This window comes from Colwellia sp. 6_MG-2023 (assembly GCF_030547765.1).
Taxonomy (GTDB): domain Bacteria; phylum Pseudomonadota; class Gammaproteobacteria; order Enterobacterales; family Alteromonadaceae; genus Colwellia.
Window position 1 is genome coordinate 69,732 of sequence record NZ_JAUOPP010000017.1, and the last position, 19,740, is coordinate 89,471.

The 19,740-nt window shown below is 34.9% G+C and carries 9 protein-coding genes; 3 read left to right on the forward strand and 6 right to left on the reverse strand.

Features of this window, described 5'->3' with window-relative positions:
* Nucleotides 1–2: 2 nt before the first annotated feature.
* From Q4503_RS11960 to bcp, 3 genes are all read left to right on the forward strand, one after another.
* A complete protein-coding gene (locus Q4503_RS11960) occupies nt 3–2,201 on the forward strand; it encodes a hypothetical protein (RefSeq protein ID WP_303602406.1) in 2,199 nt (732 codons plus the stop codon).
* The gene (locus Q4503_RS11965; RefSeq protein WP_303602407.1) at nt 2,198–2,683 is read left to right on the forward strand and encodes a hypothetical protein; all 486 of its coding nucleotides are present in this window, start codon (nt 2,198–2,200) and stop codon (nt 2,681–2,683) included. The genes Q4503_RS11960 and Q4503_RS11965 overlap by 4 nt, the downstream gene beginning before the upstream one ends.
* A 135-nt stretch (nt 2,684–2,818) precedes the next feature.
* The gene (gene bcp / locus Q4503_RS11970) at nt 2,819–3,286 is read left to right on the forward strand and encodes a thioredoxin-dependent thiol peroxidase (RefSeq protein ID WP_303602424.1); all 468 of its coding nucleotides are present in this window, start codon (nt 2,819–2,821) and stop codon (nt 3,284–3,286) included.
* 350 nt (nt 3,287–3,636) lie between these two features.
* Here the strand turns inward: bcp and Q4503_RS11975 are convergent, their stop codons facing one another.
* The 6 genes from Q4503_RS11975 to Q4503_RS12000 all read right to left on the reverse strand — a co-directional run bounded on the left by Q4503_RS11975 (nt 3,637) and on the right by Q4503_RS12000 (nt 19,736).
* Nucleotides 3,637–4,479 (reverse strand): hypothetical protein, encoded by an 843-nt coding sequence (locus Q4503_RS11975; protein WP_303602408.1) that lies wholly within the window; start codon nt 4,477–4,479, stop codon nt 3,637–3,639.
* Nucleotides 4,466–6,424, reverse strand: a complete 1,959-nt coding sequence (locus Q4503_RS11980; RefSeq protein ID WP_303602409.1) for an AAA family ATPase — start codon at nt 6,422–6,424, stop codon at nt 4,466–4,468. Before Q4503_RS11980 ends, Q4503_RS11975 begins: the two co-directional genes overlap by 14 nt.
* A 54-nt stretch (nt 6,425–6,478) precedes the next feature.
* Entirely contained in the window at nt 6,479–9,826 is a 3,348-nt protein-coding gene (locus Q4503_RS11985) for a type I restriction endonuclease subunit R (protein ID WP_303602410.1), read from the reverse strand.
* A 17-nt stretch (nt 9,827–9,843) separates the two neighbouring features.
* On the reverse strand, nt 9,844–11,241 hold the full coding sequence (locus Q4503_RS11990; protein WP_303602411.1) for a hypothetical protein: 1,398 nt from the start codon (nt 11,239–11,241) through the stop codon (nt 9,844–9,846).
* 5 nt (nt 11,242–11,246) lie between these two features.
* A complete protein-coding gene (locus Q4503_RS11995; RefSeq protein ID WP_303602412.1) occupies nt 11,247–16,334 on the reverse strand; it encodes an AAA domain-containing protein in 5,088 nt (1,695 codons plus the stop codon).
* Between the two features lie 132 nt (nt 16,335–16,466).
* Nucleotides 16,467–19,736, reverse strand: a complete 3,270-nt coding sequence (locus Q4503_RS12000) for a hypothetical protein (RefSeq protein WP_303602413.1) — start codon at nt 19,734–19,736, stop codon at nt 16,467–16,469.
* Nucleotides 19,737–19,740: the final 4 nt, after the last annotated feature.

The following is a 19,740-nucleotide window of genomic DNA, read 5'->3' on the forward strand; positions in this document are numbered from 1 at the left end:
CCATGATAAAACTACATGATCTTGATCGCTTTGAATCTATCAAAGAAGCACAAAACAATGTTGGTGCATATAGTAATTATCTAATTGATGTATTAAAACCTGCTATTGAAAGTGGTATCTGGGATGAATTTGAACACCTTGATATTGGGTTTTCTGTTACAGGCGAGTCATTAGGTAAGATAGGAGATAATAATGCATGGAAGCAGCTTCAACTTTTTTTTGAGCCAAATAACACCGAAGTACTCACTATAGATTTCACGTTAAAAGGAAGTGTAATTGAACGTTCCCTCAGAAATCAACTAAAAGCACTTGCCCTTCAAATGATGTGGTTATCTCCTCATAATTACTCATTTGGAAGTATTTATGGAACTGTTACTGGTTTAAAAAAATTAATACAACCTCTTCTAAATAGTGGTTACAACAGTTTTGAACATCTTGATTTTAAACTTATAGAGTCATGGATATTAATCGACTCTACGGATATAGATTTTGAAAGAGAAAGTATCTATGTAGCTTTAAATAAACTCCTTACCGAAGCAAGAAGTTTACCTTTTGATGTCGCTCTTAAAAGAAAATTAGACCCTGCTCATTTTGGTTTATCACTTAAAGAAGCAGAGCAACACTCCGTTATCCCTCAGCGTTTATATTATCTAGGGTTAAAAAAATCCGAAGAGCTAATTAATAAATTTTATCCATTAAGAAACGAACTTAGCAAGCTGTCTAATTACATTACTACTTACTTTGACAAACTGTATCAAGGGTATGCATCATACCTCATTAGTGATGATTCAATTAGAGTCAACGGTACAATTATATGGCTTATGGCCGCATCAACTAAAAAATCAAAACAAGTAAACACTGCATTTAAAGAAGCATTTTTGGCTCTAGAGTCGCCGACTGAAAACAAAATCAATGAAATATTAAAAATTTATAAGCCAGCTATTAAAAGTGAATATCACTATAAAATCCAGCCTTTACTGACTATAGAAATTGGTGACATAAAAATAACAGGCTTAAATATTGCTCTAACACTCTTTTCAGAGATTAATGGGGGCTGTTTATGGGGTTTACTATCTAGAACAGGCATGCGATCAGATGAAATTTATCATATTAACACAACTAAAGGGTGTACAACAGAAACCATATCAAAACAAACTATTTACGTTATACATGCTGACCTATCAAAAACAGTGAAAGGTATTCAGTCAAAGCAAGATGAATTTGTAACAACAGAAGTGAGTAAAAAGGCTTATGAAATACTGCAAGCTTTACATGAACCATTACAAAGCATTCATACACAAAGTAAATACTTTTTTCACAAAATTAAAGAAGATTACAGTTCCATCACTAAATCTTGTTTAAATAGACACTCTAAAAAATGGTTTCAGGTTAGTCTAGCCGATGAACTCACTCTAACAAACGAAGATATCATTGATTTAAAAATTTCCGACCCCAACCTTACCTTTAATGTTGGTGAAGATTATTGTTTCACTGGACACCAACTTCGACGTTCTTTTGCCTACTATCTTGTTGGGTACGAATTGCTTTCATTCCCTCAATTAAAACAGCAGTTCAGTCATGTATCCTTAGCAATGACACGACTTTACGCAAGAAATGCTAGTAAATTCCAAAAAATTAGAAAAAAAAAGAAAAACCTTGCTTATGCCATTGATGAAGAAAAAGTTGACCAAAAAGCTAAAATTTACCTAAATATTTTCAAAAAACTTGCAAATAAGGAACGAGTAGCTGGTGGTAAAGGCAAAGAATTTGCAAAAAACATGATGAAAACTGAACGCAACCTCTTTAAGGATAAAATTGACAATGACATGCTTTCTCTAAACTATTGGAAAAAGCAGATACGTGATCAAAAGCGTCATATTCATGCGGTAGCGCCTGGAGTTTATTGTACATCTACAGGTTGTAGCTTGCGAACACAGGTTAATCTGATGGAATGTGTTGATTGTAAGAATGATTACATTATCGATGCAGTTTTTGCAGAGGCAAAGCGCAAAGAAGCCGAAATAAATATGCTCTGGGATATTGAACATGATGAGTTAACCGCTCAGACAGCCTCAGAAGCCTACATTAAGATAACTGCAGCAGAACGTATCATGACTGACTTAGATATTGAATATGATCCTGTGGTGCTACCCAAACAAGTACAAGATCTTCTTATACCCTACATAGGAGTAACAGTATGAAGCAAGCAACAAGAAAGAAGTTCCTAGATGCCTTAGAGCGATTGATTAAAGGTGAGCCTGACAATCGAGAATTAAGATTAAAAGCTAAGGCTGGAAAGCTAAAAATCAATGACAGCACGGTGGAGCAAGAAGCAGGACTGTCGGTAGGTTCTCTTCGTAACCATGGAGATATAAAGACCATGGTAAAGAATAAGTCGCTCAATAATCGTGTTGAGCAGAGTAAGTCTACCCAATGCCCTATTGAGCTTTTACAAGAAGAAGTAAAAAAACTAAAAAAAGATAGAACTCAAGCAAATAAAAAGAAAACTGAGTATCACAAATTGGCTAAAAGCCATAAAACAGCCCTTGCAAATCAAGCAGCAAGTCATATAAAAATGGTACAAGTATTAATGGAAATGGTACCAGTTTATGAAAGGGAAAAGGCCATGGACAAAGTTGTAAGTACTCGAGCTGACAATGTGATTGACGGCAAATTCAGATAAAATCATCCTAGCTATTGTTTCCACTAGACAAGACATTTACAACCACCTAAAGTAGCCCTCTTTAACATATTAAAAATGTAGCAAATAGAACGGTGATAAATTACCGTAAAAGCAAACATTGAAATAAGGACAAATATTATGGCAATCGAAGCCGGACAGACTGCACCAGACTTTACCCTAAATGACCAAGATAATAACCCAGTTACACTATCTGAGCTGCAAGGAAAGAAAGTACTAATCTACTTCTACCCACGCGCTTCAACGCCAGGCTGCACTGTGCAAGCTCAAGGACTAAGAGATACCAAAGCTGAATTAGATGCACACAATGTTGTAGTTCTTGGTCTTAGCCCTGATACACCTAAAAAGTTAACAAATTTTATCAACAAACAAGAATTGAACTTCACCCTACTCGCTGATGAAGATCATGCGGTTTGTGAAAAGTACCATGTATGGCAATTGAAGAAATTTATGGGTAAAGAGAATATGGGCGTTGTAAGAACTAGTTTCTTAATCAATGAGTCTGGTGAAATTGAACATGTATTTAACAAGTTCAAAACCAAAGACCACCATGAAGTTCTACTTGACTACCTAAATAGCAAGTAACAGAAAATATGAATAGAGCCTTTAACATATTCAGCTGAAGGCTCAATTGAGCTACTAAAAAGGATTACCTTATTGGTCCTAGGTCAAATATCACGAGCCGAAACTGTGAAGAATTAGTCTCCCTATGTTTAAAAATGATAAATTAAATCTGTATAACTTAACGAGGAAATCACTAATAAGTCATTATAATAACTTGTGAAAACACACTGAGTTTAGGAAATAAATCAAGACCTATCCAAAAGATCAAATCTTATAAATCCTATGTTTTGAGTTAAAGCTACCCAACTAAAACTTTAAATTCAGATCACAGTAATAAAAATTATATATATGCGTATTTTCTGTACTTAATTTTAACCCATGCACTCATGAATAAAATCATCAGATGAGCCTAGTGCACGGTAAATAACTATCTGTCGATGGTTGTAACCTAAGAAGAGTTCTTGATCTTTACATTGTTCATCAATTTTATCTCCAATATTTATATCGAGTCCTTTAAACGACTTAATTGTAGCTTTCAATGTACTGATTATTCCACTACTGCTACCTCTAAACCTTTGCAAAAGATCAAGCTGTTCATAATGACTTTTAATCAGATTAAAAACATTATCAGTCACATTGTCAGGCTGTTCTAAATAGAACCGAGGCATCCAGTTAGCATCAAAATCTACTTTAAGATATTGTGATTGTGGTAAGTCATCTATAAACAAGTTTAAAAATAACAGTGAACCATCTTCCTTAGTATAGTTGTCTGATTTTTTTCTATTGCAAGCTGTGCAGCATGGAAACAAATTTTTTGGGTGAACAGAGTACTCAGGAAACTCAGTCTGACCTAGTACATGATCCATTGAATCAACTTCGTTTATTGTACAATTTTGACAAGTATTTAAAATATGTTCTTTATAATGAGGATGTTTAGTAAGCGTATTTTTTAAAGCCTGTATTCTTTGATTTCTATAATTATATAAAGACTTTAAGTTAACTTTATCATTATCACTGTATGGCATGCTCAGCATTAAAGCTAAAGAGTTCTTATCAAATGCATCATCGTAATCGTCAAAGTACTGAGATTGGGTATCAGAAATTGCTGCGAGCTGTTCTTTAATATCTGGTTTTGCTTTTGTCTTATTTTTAGACTTAACAATTTCTTTGTAAAAAGAGAAAGAATCTTCTTCATAAGCTTTAATTTTGAGCATTATTTTCAACCAAATTCTGTAAGTACAGTCGCACATTTAAACTTACCGGTAACTTATCTTTTTGTAATACTTTCAGTACTTTATCGTAGGACCCATAGTCCTCCACTAGTTTTTTCATCGTTGTCTCATAATACTTAGGAATTGATCTATTACCAAAAACTTCCTCCGTGATTACAGATAGATTTTCTCCAAACGATTCAACACCAATTTTATTAACCGAAGGGACATTTTCTTCTCTAGAGATAACTAAAACGTCTCGAGAAAACATCTCTTGAATAATAATTGGAGAGTGTGTGGCAATAATACAATAAGATTCAAACTCATTAATCAACTCTGCTATGCCGTTCATAAGTTGACTAATTGCATTTGGGTGAAGGTGAGTTTCAGGCTCATCAAATAATAACAAACTATCAAGCCTAATATTAGCGACAATTTCTGATACAACAAAGAGAACGATAGATTGTCCCGAACTTAGAAGTTCTCGAGCTTTATCAAAACCGTGCTTATCAAAATACAGCTTTATGCTATCTTCTGGATCTGGCTTAATAAATAGCTCTATTAATTCGGCATCTAAAAAATTAGAAATAACTTTTTTCCACTTTTCTAACCGTCCAAGCTTGTGAATTTTTTTCCAAGTATTATGAAACTTTTGCAGCTGCCCTAGCTTAGTTCTAAGCACTCCTTTTTCATCTCTTAAACCACAATAAACATAATTAAAATTTGATGTCTTTTTGGGTAATTCAAAATTATCGAACGTGCTATATGAAACCGCAATAATCTTGCTATAAATTGGTTTTTGAGGAATTAATAATTCACTATTTTCTTTTGCTATCTCGATCGGCAATGAAGTAAGTAGTTGCGTTTTTCCTGCTCCATTTTTGCCTATTAGAGCAATCATTCTTTTTGGTAAAGCGCCATCTGTTGAAAAGTGAAAAGGAACATCAATACTAAAGTCAGAATATTTAGGATGGAACTTATATGTAAAAGCATATAGTTTATTTAAATCAGCGCCAGAAACCATTGGTTTTGCTATTCTATGTATTCTTTCAGCTTCATCATCTCTAGTTAAAGAGCTTTTAAACACATCCAAATTTTCAAACTCTTCAGAGATTTCAGTGAAAAAAGCAGCATCTTTTAATGAATAAAGTATCGATCCAATATTTTTACCAAACATTTCATGTAAGTTATTGTAATAATCCTCATCTTGCCCTAGAGAAACAAATTCTTCCCCTAAAGAATAAAATTCAGATGGTAAAACTCTCATTGTATAGTTATTGTTATTACTCGCTATTTTCAAAGAACCTAAGATAACTTTATTACCATCATCAAAACAAACCAAGCCAAATGTAGTTTCATACTTATATTGGTCATCCCAATTATCAGCTATTAGAAGAAAGTAAGTTTTGGGTTTTTCATTATCTACTTTTAATTGATTAGCATAATTACTTATATTCATACTTGGGTATGGAATTACATAAAAAGGAATCTTGTTTATAGGAATATCGCTGGGTCTATCAAGAGTATCCATCTTCGTTAACTCTATAATAGGAAAGTCCCCCTCGTAACTTACCGTAGCGAGAATAAGGCCTTCTTTTTTTAAAATATCATTAATTTTTTCAGTAAAATAAGAGGTTAGTTCGAGAGTGCTTTGGTATTTAGGTAGTAAAAAAACTTCAACAAATTTAATAAAATAATTTTCATTTTCAACGAGTTTTAATCGTTGTTCAAATAACTCATGTAAATCCCAATCGTCATTGTTTATCGTATGCTGAATTACATCACCCTCAGCATCATTATATCTGCTATCTTCCGACGGCATTGATTTCAAATCCCATATCTCATTTAAGAATGGAACAATGCCGTCATCCCTGTTATTTGCAAAATCAAAAGCTGCATCTGTACTGATAATTAAGTCTAAAATTCTTTTTCTAGTTGATGCTTTCATTAATTAAGTAGTCCTTTAACTTGAACGTCTAGAGTTATCTTATATGTAAAAATATCACGCATCCCTATTCTCCTTAAAACTCTGCGCTTGTTCAAATATCTCTTTATAAACCTCATCGCGGCTTATTGGCGGATATTTAAACTTTGCCAGCAACATTATCAATTCAACTTTAAGCATGGATTTTATATCTTCTCGGTGATTCCAATCAGTGAATTTAACTTTATCATCCACAATTACTTTTACTGCTTTAGCTAACTCAATTAGCTTATCTTCTGGATAGCTAAAGTCATATTTAACAGAAAGTTTTTTCAATGCGTCGTAAAAGGCCTTTTCTTCGATATCAATGCCAAGCTCATCACCAGCATTCATTTCTTTTTTAACGCAGTAAATCATATCAACCATGCTTTCAGAGAAGTCATCTAGTACGTTACTTACAAGCACATCATCTTCTTTACGTTCGTTATAGCGTTCAACCAAGGCTTCAAAGCGTTTGGTAAAATCTATGCCTTGTGTTTGGTTTACCTTTTTTAACTCGCCAATAGCTTTTGCTAATAGCTGCTGCAGTAACTTAATTTTGGTATTAGGTAATTTTATTTTTTCTATTTTGGCAATATAATCTTCATCAAATATATCAACCTCACCACCTTCTTCATTACCAAGTTTGAAAATTTCTTCTACACCATCACTCTGTAATGCATCTGAAATCATTTGGCGCACTTTAGCATTCATCTGTTCAGTATCAGGCGCTTCACCTTTAGTGAGCTTATAAACAATAGAACGAATAGCTAGATAGAAGTGAATATGATTACGTTCGTCTTCATTAATTTGTTCACTACCACAACACACGTCATAAGCTGCTTTTAAGCGTTTCACTATATCCATAAAACGTTTTTGCTGTTTTTCAGTAGTCAGTACAAATTCAGCTGCATGATTTAAGCAGTTTAATTGAGCTACGGCTTGATTAGTGAAATAAGGACTTATATCAAATTGATGAAATAAACCTGCTAATAAATTTAAGTGGTTTTTAACTTCAATAACTGAGGCCGTTATATCTTCAAAATTGGTTTCATCCGTTTTCGAATATTGCGCAAGGGCTTTATTCATCTCAGATTTAATACCAATATAATCGACAACCAAGCCTTTATCTTTGTCTTTAAATTGGCGGTTTACCCGTGAAATGGTTTGAATCAAACTATGTTTTTGCAGAGGTTTGTCTATATACATGGTATCTAAAAACGGTACATCAAAACCCGTTAGCCACATATCAACCACAATGGCTATTTTGAAGTTAGAGTTTTTATTTTTAAACTGCTTATCTAGCTCTTTTCGTTCATCCTTGCCGCCAAGTAAGTTATATAAACGTTCAACATCATCTTTACCACGTGTCATCACCATCTTAACTTTCTCTGATGGTGCAGCAATACGTCCTTCGCTAATTGCGCGCTTTCTTTCGGTATCAGACAAACTCGATGCATTATCGGTATCGATAACATCAAACCAAGCAGGCCTTAATGCTTCTAATTCTTGATATAACTGATAAGCGATACCACGAGCACTACAAACAAACATTGCCTTTCCTGCGACCGTAGAGCCCTCCTCGACTCGTTTTTCATAATGTTCGACAAAGTCCATTGCTAATACTCTAATACGGTCAGGATCGCCTAATATCGAGTTCATACTCGCAGTAGCTTTTTTGCTGTCCTCTATTTGCAGTTCATTACTGCCGGCATCAGCGCATTTTTTGTAATAAGCTTCAATTTCAGCCAATTTACTATTGTTTAAACAAACTTTAGCTGCACGACCTTCATACACAATACGAACGGTAATTTCATCTTTAACCGACTCGGTCATCGTGTAAGAGTCAACAACCTGACCAAACACATCTAACGTTGCATCAACAGGTGTTCCGGTAAAACCAACATAAGTCGCATTAGGCAGTGAGTCATGTAGATATTTAGCAAAGCCAAAAGTTTTCCTAACACCAGCATTAGGCCCTTTTTCGATTACCGTCACTTTTTGATCTAAATTTACTTGGCTACGGTGTGCTTCATCAGAGATACAAATTACATTACAACGATCCGTCAACAGTTCTGTATCTTCAGTAAATTTGTGAATGGTTGTTAAGAATAAACCGCCACTGTTACGCCCTTTTAATAATTCACGTAAATGCGTACGGCTAGTAACCGTTTCAATGCTATTGTCGCCAATATAGGTTTTAGCGTTACCAAACTGTTGTGATAATTGATCATCTAAATCTGTTCTATCGGTGATCAATACAATGGTTGGACTTTCTAACTCCACACTCTTCATCAACAACCGAGATAAAAATTGCATAGTAAAACTTTTACCACAGCCCGTGGCACCAAAGTATGTACCGCCTTTACCGTCTCGAATAGGATCATCACTGCTATGCGACTTTAAGTGCCTTTTAATATTTTCAAAAAGTTTTTTTGCGGCATAATATTGCGGGTAACGGGGAACAATCTTAATCTCCTTTTTACCACTATCGGGAAAATAGATAAAGTGTCGCATTACATCACGTAAACGCGCTTTATCGAATAAGCCTTGCAACATGGTATGTAAGGAGTTTATGCCATCTTGTGCGGTAAGCTCTTGACCCGTTACTTTGCCCCAAGAATAGAAAAATTGATAAGAGGCAAACAAGTTACCCATTTTATTATTCACACCATCGCTGATCACACACAAGGTGTTAAATACAAATAACTGCGGAATAGCGCGACGATAACGAATAGTTAATTGTTCAAATGCTTCAAATATTGGCGCTTTTTCGCGTATAGCGCTTTTAAATTCAAACACCACCAGCGGTAAGCCATTAATATACAAAATACCGTCAGGAATACGCTTTTCACCCGTAGCCCCCTCTATTTCTAATTGGTTTACAATGCGGTAAATGTTTTTATCGCTTGAATCCAAAGTATACTCAACGGTGCTTTCAGCCACCATTGCTAATTCTGCATGAAGTTCAGTTTGTGTTTCAGCTGCCGTTTGGTTTTTCAAACCTAATAAGCTTTGCTTTACTGCTTCTTCTACGTTGTCAAAATCAAGCAGTTGAATATACAAATCTTTTTGAGAAGCACTCCCTGCAGCACTACCAGACTCTCGCTTTAATAAAAAGCCATCGCTAAGCCACTTACAAAAGGTTTTATTACTGTCGTATAAATCACTGGCAGGCAAGGTTTCCAATTTGTGAATAATCGACGTTATTTCACCTTCGGTTATGCTCGCACTTTGATAACGTTTAGCTAAAAATGCACGTATATCGTCTTTAATTAATACTTCTGAATTATTACGACTTAGCTCTCCACCATTTAAATGTGGATAGCCTTGCTCGCCTAACAGCTCAATAATGGCTTGCTCTAATTTGGCTTCAGTGAATTTCATATTCCAGTCTCTGGTAATTATCTATTAGTGTTTAAAGAACCAATTAAGTTAGGTTTATCGTGTGCAACAGAGCCATTAAGAAAGCTAGTAACTACATTTGAAATACGTTGCACTAACTGTTTATCTTTAGTGAAAAATCCTAAAGGGATATGCACTGGACTTAAGTCTGGCATTGAAAGGTGGTAACTAACTGCAGCAAATTCATTTTCCAATAAAATCACTTCAACACTACCGTCAAACAACCCATTTAAAACACCTTCACATGAAGATAAATTACCTAGCTTTTGCTTCCATTCACGAATAGCTTTTTCTTTAGCTTTATATTGGTCATCGCATGGTAAATACATTGCCAGTTGGTAGTTATTACCTTTACCAGTTTTTTGATATGCCTGCAGACTTTCTTTTGCTTTATTGAAGCTTTCACTTATGCCCCAATATCGCGTATTAGCACCGACCCAACTTAGCTCTTTTATTTTAGCTTGTTGCTTTGTCGGTTTTAACCGCTTCAAAAATTGCTCTATTTTTGTCCACGGTTGACTACCATAAAGAGGTCCTATCAAGAGCTCATAAGGTTTATTTCCAGAAGTGTCCGCCATTTCAGCAATCATTCCCCGAAAATCAATTTCGTCAGCCTTTATAAAGCGAGCGACCGACATATCCTCAAAAGTATCCCATGCCTGTTTAATAGTTTCGGTATTGTTTCCTAATCGCAGGGTATCAGTATCTTTAGAAATAGCATGACTAATCTCTTCGTCATTCTCATATGTTTTATTTATATAGAAAGGCTTAATTTTATTATCAAAATCTATTTCAAACGTTCTCTTTATCCTATGTGCAATAGTTCTCTTTCGTTTAACTGCATCTACAGAATAAAGACTTGGTAGCGAGTTATCATGAGTTCTTATATTACCTAAGTCACCTGCCTCAACAAAACGTTGAAAGTTCTTTGCAAACATACTCCTAGCATGTTGTTCACTCATGCTTTGAACTTCATGGTTAACGTCGAGCCTTAACCCGGTGTTCCACCCGCCATGCTGATTAGTGACTTTATTAAAGCAGATTAAATCAAATGTAACATTTGACGTTCTTGTCTGTGGCTTTTCAACCATAGGTTTAGCTTCTAAATCAGAAAAATAGCTTTTCGCTAAAGCCGTCAGGCATAACCTTCCATCTTCTAGGTAAGACACCTCACTTTTACTAATTGGCTCTTCTATAGCTACATTTAGTTCTCGTTGATTAAAACCAAAAAATGAGGCTAATTCAAACTTAGATAAGGGTGATATATATAAAGTTCGAAGTAAAAAATCTTTAGTAAAGGGGAAGCCCTGCTTACTTAAATAGGAGTACTCAATATTATATAATTCAGATGGAACAATGTAGTCCACTTCATTAAACTCAATGTGATGATTTTTCATAATAATCAAACCGCCTTATTATTGTGAGTAGTTACATTAACAAAAGCATATTTGCCATCACTGATATTTTCTTCCATAAATTTAATGACACGACCAAAAGGTAGATCACTATTTTTCCCTTGCCACATTCGTTTATCTCCCACTATAACAAGGCGATCCATTGCTCGTGATAGCGCAACATTGATTCGGTTAGGTAATCGTAAAAAGCCTGAGCTCTGTTTCGGTTCTGAGCGGGTCACTGATAAAATGATAATGCGATTTTCTTTTCCTTGATAACTATCTACGGTATCAATTTTTAATAAAGCGACAAGTCCTTCGGATAGTCCACTATTTTTTACTTTTTTCAGTAGGTGTTTTTTTTGTTCTGCATACATACAAATCACACCAATTGCAGCTTCACCTTCTTTAACTTGTTTAAATAAACCATTCACAAAATCTTCTTTACTGTCTATTTCTTGTAATAATTTTACAATAGCATCTGATTCTACATCGTTATAAAGCTTATACTTTTGTCGTTCTTGGTGATGTGATTTTTTACCCAACAATGACGTATCTAGCCAAGTGGTTTGGGCTCTTATCTGCTCAGGAACATTATTATAAATGTCAGGTATAATGCGTTTTCCGTTTTCTAGCTCTCCTTTATAAAAACACTGTGAGACTAAAGTACCAATTGCTGGAGCCATTCGGTATTGTACTAATAACTTAGCTCCTACTTGTTCACCGTAATGAGAATTAAAAGCTCGAGAAAAATCACTTTCAATAAATTCATCAATATCATTTCTAGATTTTATTCCTAACCTTCTAGCAAGCGCATCTTTGTGTGGATCAGTATAAAGTGGCGGTAGTTGCTTATGATCACCAACCAATAAAATCCTTTTACCTACTTGCATTGCAATTGCTAACTCACTAGCAATGGACCGAGCGGCTTCATCTATAATTACCCAGTCATACTGATTACTCGCGATATCAATATGCCAATTACCAACACCTACACACGTACCTGCTACCAATTGTCGAGAGCGCGCTAAAAATTCATCAAAGTTGGCGTTGCCAGAGTTCATCACTTTTATCATATCTTTCGACAGATCAATTAAGCGCCTTACACTGCTTGCAATATTAGGCTCAATAGCAAATTCATGATTCAACTTCGTTATAATAGAATCACCAATGCTAGGTAAATCATCATACCAATCTTTATCCGCTTTAATTTCTTTTGGTAATCGGTTATTAATTAACGACTTTCTCTCACCAATTTGTTTTTTTAGTTCTTTTCTTTCTTTACCCTCTAATTTTTTATCATCAAGCTTTGTTAATGCGTTAATTTGCTCAGAAATAGGCGTCAATATTTGTTTGTCTAGTTCTAGAAATGCTTCTAAATAATCCTTTGGTGCTTTCAATGATTTAGCTAAAGACATCACTCGATATTTCAACTGTGAAGAAAATTGCTCGGCCTTTTTACTAACAATGTTACTTGAAAATGCATCTTGCAGTGCGCTTGACACCTGTGACTCTTTTCGACTAAATCTAACCACGTCAAGCGATGTATCAAGACGATTACAATGTTTACGAATTCTCTCAGCTGCGGTATTTACAGCTTCGTGTGATTGACTCACGAGTAAAATCCTTTGTGTGCCTAGCTTCTCTACCAAATAATGCACAAATGCAGCAATGAACTCTGTTTTACCTGTACCAGGAGGACCTTGTAACATTGAGAGAGGCCCGTATTTCAACAACTTCTGAAAAGCAATTCGTTGCTTGTCATTCAGTTTAATTACATTGCCATTGTCATCTTTACGGTCATAACGGGAAAAATCTTTATCGGTAACAGTATGCTCATAATCTATAGGGTCATGCAGGCAAGCTGGGTCAAAGTAATCGACAAGATTTTCAATAACAGAATCATTTTCAATAATTCTGGTTACTGCATTTTTACGTTTATTAAAAGATGATTTATCTGCCTTACTTCTAAAGAAAATAATATCCTCTTCTTTTAGTCGATGTACTCGATTAGCACAACGTGAAAGCATTGCTTTATTCAGACCAGATCTTGTTAGATTGACTTGCCCCATAACAAAGTCATTTTCTCCATCGACAATATAGGCTTCAACATCATCTTTTGCGGTAAAAGCATCAAGTGGATCTTTCTCTGCTTCATAAGGCAGTACAATAACGTCTTTGTTATCTTTGTACTGCATCGCTTCGCCTGTCAGCTGAACATAAGGGTGTGATTCAGACTCGGTTTGAATAATCGCTTTCCATAGCTCTTGTGTAGAAATAGGTTTAACGCTATTTTCATTATCTTCCGCTTGAAAGGTAGGATTTAATTCACTAACTTCAGTCCTATTAGAGACTTCAGCAAGGGAAGCTTTAAACACTTCAGAAAAGTTACGATTTTCAACTACATCTGGCTTTCCAATTTGAGAAGAGCTTAATGGTTCGCCACCATTATCAACGTCAATCTGTTCAACAGCCTTAGGTAAAGGCTTACTCGCTCCTTTACGTTTAAGCAAAAATTGTTGTATCGCATTTTCAAAACTGTATAGCTGTTTAACACGGCGATTTAAGTTACCTAACTGACTAGATCTTCCATGTGTAATACGGAGAGCAAAAGGTACTTCGAAGTCCGCTTTTTCTATTGCCCATTTAGGTATGCCATCAAGTTCACTTTTTGAAGGTTTCATCCCATGTTCAAATTCAAAACGACTTTTATCGAAAAATAATGATTGGTTACCACCGATACCACAAAAATTTAGGACTAAACTCGACGAATTATTTCGACTTTCTTCTATTGATACATATAACCTACCGTTGTCAGGGTAAATTGTTATCGGCTTAAAAGCATCCCGACCACCAATTTCAATATTTATCGTTTCAATAGCAACTTGTAGGCTTTGCTCAGGATTAACAACAGCATCTTGAAAGCGGGTTAATTCTTTAAAGCCATAATCAACATCTTTTAATTCTTCAATTATTGCCGTGCTAATCGCTGGATGGCTTGAACTTTCTTGGCCCCATTCAATGTGTAATAGTTCTGCACATATTTTCATGACGGCATAATTATCACGCTCAAAGGCAGAGCTATTTTCAACATTTACAGGACTATATTCGGAGTTATATACATCTTCAGCATCGTGATGAAAGTCTAAAACATCAATAATATAAACCTCACCAGTATCGGTGAGAATGATATTTTCAGGCTTTAAATCACCATGCGAAAAGCCAAGTGAATGCATATGCATTACTTGTGAAACTAATTGTTTAACAACTTCTTCTGTACCTCTACGCCTTACTGTTGGGTCAATTGGTTCGCCAGATATCCACTCAGTAACCAAATATAAAGCACTATCTCTTGAGGTTATGCCTATATCTACAACTTTAGGTACAAAGCTTAAATCAAGGCTCTGTAATTTTTCGACACGTTCCATAAAGAACAAAGTACGCTGGCCAAGCCCAGCACTAACTTCACTCGGGTTTATGTTGTTCCATACTTTCACTAAACCCGTTTCAGCTTTATAAACTTCTTTACTGTCATTTTCAGAAACAAACTCAACTTCAGGGTGTAAACGGCTAATTTTGCTATGTTTTACAAATCTTTCAAGTTGCTCACCTGAAAACGTAAAGGCTTCTTCTTGGCTTGGCGCATTTTTCACTAAGGCATCTAATAATTCACCTGCGTCAGTGTATTTTTTGCCATTAAAAGCGTTACTTAGAACAGGAGTAAACCACTCATCACAATCAGCAAGCTGGCTAACAATATTTTTTTCAAATATGGGAGTTAACCGTTCAGCTTTAATAATCGCCCATGCAATAATGGCTAACCGAGAAACGTCGTAATGATAATGACTTTGAAAGCTACCTGTTTGCTGATTTACCGACAACTCATCACGTATTTCACCAACAGTTTCTTTTTTACGTTCAAAAGCAGAAATAAAATTAGAAAGCGCAACACGTTGCCCAGTACTAAGCCAAACACTATGACTACCAATATCTCTGTGAGCTAAATGCAATTGGTGCAAGTCAGCAAAACGGGCTATTAAAACCTTCACTAAGTTTACCCGCTCATCAATCGACAGATTCTCTCCGTAAGTGATTATAAAGTCGTTAAGACGTTCTTGCCCTAGAGGAAGCTCAACAACCTCATTGTATTGAGAAGTTATTTTGTCTTTTGATGGAATGGTTAACGATGGAACACAGTGGTCATATAAACCACGGTTCTCACGTTTAATTTTCGTTAATACTTCACGCTCACGTGAGACTATTTTAAAACGTCCATCGGGCGTTTTTGCTTCAATATTTGAAAGTTTGTCAAAGTCCCAACAACGGATAATTGCTTTATCATTTTTATCTGACTCACTCTGGGCATAAAATTCTGAGTAAATTTCATTCGGATGGTTAAATATTTCTTCTTGGCCAATCCAACCATCAACTGTTAATGGTTTTGATTCTACCTTTTTATCATTCAATAAATACCTTTCTATTAAGGGAATATCCTTTAATAAAACTTTTGATTTAGAATGCGGTTCAAACCTCTTATTGAATGTATCCACGTTTGCGCATAACTTACAAAAGTCAGGTAAACTCATTGTCTCAGCAAGATCATTTTTTTGTAGGCCAGAAAAACTACTTGTGCCTGTCATCACTACTAAGAAGTAAACTCGCGGTGTATGGTTTTCATTACTAAACTTCCCTCTTAAAGGATTTAGTAATTTTTCTAAAAGAAATTTTTTATTACGGGTTATTTCAACAGGCGATTTACCTCTGTCGTCATTACCAAAGAACCATTTACCATGATTTGATGTTATTGGTAATTCGTTCCAATCTTTCAATTCAACAATTAAAATATTGCAATGTGTAACAATCAATAAATCTATTTCGCCTTGCTTATTTTTATTAACAAAACGAAAGCCTGCATAACCTTTCCATCCCGCATTAAAGGGTGTTTTAAGCGCTTTAAGGGCATCAAAGCCTTGGCCTTTATTCTTATGGCTATTCTGTGACTTCGGTGTTTGTGGTGTACTTAAAACGTTTTTAATTTTTTCTATTGCGTCTATTTCGTGACGTTCAAGGCCGCCTTGCCAATATTTGATATCCATATTTTACTTCTTAATATTATTATTTTGTAATTAAGCCAACTGGCTTAATCTATTAATTATTATGCTATGCACTTAATAAACGAGCTCGTATTATTGGCAAACTTTGCTTTAATTTTGCTTCAGTGAATTTAATTATTCTTCATCCTTGATGTTCAAAATTGTTTTTATACAAGGTTGATTTTCGGCTAAGGTAATATTCATCCAATAGTTTAATGATAATGTTCCTATGCTCTCATTATCTTTATTTGGTTTAAATGAAACCTCAACAAATTGCTTGTCAGCAATTTTTGAAAACTCTATAGATTTAAATAACTTCTTCGATGTTAGCAATGAATAATTGATATCAGAAAATCTTAAACTATAGACCTCGATCTCACCTATATGGCAAATATAATTAGGGCCGTAACCATCATAGAAATAAATATTAAAATTGTTAGCTACTCCTTCATTGTATCGAGCTTTTCGTATATCCATTCTGAAATAATTATCACCAATAAATAAGACTGGATCATTAATGTCTTTTGATAGTGTTATCAGATCACTTATGTTTTCTTTAATTGAATCAAAAGTTTTAGTTTGAGTAATTTCAGCCCCTAATAATGAACGTAAAATATTTACTTTGATATTATCGTTTGAGGCGCTTTCAAGCCATTCATCTTCATTAATGGCTCGATTAGCTTTAACATCTACAGCTATTCTTTCTTTTAGGTAATCAATGATATTAACCTTAAAGGAATGCTGTGAATCGCAGTTGGTATTAGTACCTATGTTTTGAAATAAATTAATAGGGTAATTAGTTGTAGTATGCAAATTATTCAATTGTTTTGAGCAAACTTGCCCAAAATGCGTTAACAGGTCATGATCAACTTCAGCTGATGTAATTACTTCGACCTGGTGTTGAGTGATTTGCTCAATAACTAATTTGATTGATGATTTAAAGTTCTCTAAATTGTTTGTAAAATCATCTTCAGGCACAATTAATGATTCTGTTATTTCTTCTGATATTTTCATCCAATCATTAAGGTCACTCTTGATAGAATCTCGTTCAACATGTGTAAAAGCATCAGATAAAATAATATCTATCCATTTGTGACCTAATTGCCATTTACTTTTGGAAAGTGAAATTGCTATTTCAATATATGACTTGCTAATACTTCTTGGATCATTAACCCCCCAACCAGAATATATCCGTCCCGAAACCCTTCGTTTTTCGTTTACTCGACCAAAAGATTCAAGAACTTGAGTAAGCCATGCACCGTAACCACCTTCACCAGAGCCATAATCTCTATGCCTGATAAACGCCCCTAATAAATCATTCGCTGAGTTTAGAGATTTATGGTTATTATCAGCCCCTCCTGTAGAATGAATTTCAGTTCCCTTAAGTAACGCATCAATGTAAGATTTTATTTTCTCATCATCTTTCGATTGAGGTTTCAGCAAAAAATAACAAGCGGTAATTATTCTAATGTCGAAAGCGGCGTTAACAGCAGCAAGCTCGAAAGCAGCATCAGCCTTGAAGGCATTTCCATCCAAAATAGCTAGCCAAGTAGCATCATCAGCCGGTTTTGAAAGTAGGTTATGGGTAATTATCTCAGATTTCCATGAGTACTCTTCATGCCAGTGGTCTCTATGTGATAATTTTTCAATCCAATTATTTAACATATCTACACCCCAACCCGTTGCTTCTAGGTTATTAAACCTAAGGGCTGTAACCGGTGTATGAGCAGTATACTCTAGGTGTAACAATAAAAGTGGCAGCTCATCTATAGGGTTAGATGAGCGTTTTGATCTCGACTTTATATAATCAAGCCATGACTCCCATGAGCCTACAAAATCATACAGAACATCTTCATACTTATTCGCCATCCTTGGATCGCTTGATTCTGATGTATAGGAACGCCATTCCATTAAAAGAGGCCAAGTATAGTAACTACCTTGAATTAATGAACGAGATTCAACCTTAGTTAACCGCTTTCCTTTAACAAAAATCAGTTTATATAAGTGCATCACCTCATTATAAAATTCGATGTTTTCAGGTATTAACTCTACCGCTACTTTTGATATACGATAGTATTCAGAAAGAATTTCATTCAAATATGTTCTGCTAAAGAAAGTATGATTAGGTAACTTTAACCAATTATCATTTTCTCCATCATCATTTATAAAGCTGAAAGCGGAAGAAATTTCTGTATGCCACTCTACAATGCTACCAATAGCACCTTTAAAAGCATTGATATCTTTATCCCTAAGGGCATCTTGTGCTTCACCAATAAAACTCAGCATTACGGCTGTTAAATTATCAATATCTTTTGGTTTAGACACTTTAAAGCTAAAGCTTAAACGAACTATTTTTTTAGATATCCAGCCGAGTTTATCGCCAGAATACCTTATTAAGGAGTGAGTTTCTTCACTTGTGTTCCAAGCGGGTTGCACAATGAATTCAATAGGTTTTTGCGATTCTAACTGTGCATGTGCCCAGTCTATAACTCGACTCTTAAGCCATTTTATAACCAAAAGGTTAGCTAACCGATATCTTAACTTTGCTTTAAAGACAATTACTCTAAATACTAAATTTAATAATAAAAAAGATACATTTTTCACGTGTAATTCTTTATCACTTTTTACTGAAATGTCATTAAACTCTTCATCAGAGAAGTTGAAGCTGCTTACCTTTACAATACTCTCATCAGGTGAAGTCAAAAAACCTTGTTTTACTGCACCACCTAACAAGTTCTCTTTAATTCGGTTTTTGACATCAATTTCACCAAACTCATGAATACCAAATCGTAGAATCAATCGCGCACGTTTACTTTCATTAAGCATTAAAAAAGTAACCGCAAAAAACCAGCCTGTTAGTATGATGTTAAATGACAACCACATTGCTGAAGTCAAACAAATAGCGGTATAGGTTGATTGGTCAACACTAGCTCTTAAAAAATATCCTAGAATAATGAAAAGAGATAAAGCAAAACCACTAAAACCTGCCAACATGAAACCCGAATATTTTTGATAAATAGGTAACACTGTTTTCTTAGATGATTTATTTTGAAATAGAACGCCCACAAGACCAATTATTAAAGGGTAAACGACTGCTGCAATAGTCAGTTGTACTGCTAAAAACGTATCCTGCCACTTGGTTAACTCCTTCCAGTGCTTAAAGTACTGACCAAATGAATCAACAATCACCTCTTTCCAAAGCAGTAAGTTAGTTGAAATAAAGACAGCAAGTACAAACAATAAAGCAGTATACATAACGTAATGTTGAGCCCACCGGAGAATATTTTTTTCTGTAAAGTTCCATTTACTCGCTAAAAACACTTTGTTTTGGTAAATAGATTCATTGATATTTTTATCTACTTGGTACTGAAGTGTATTAAATATCTTCCCTATAAAATTAAACACGTTT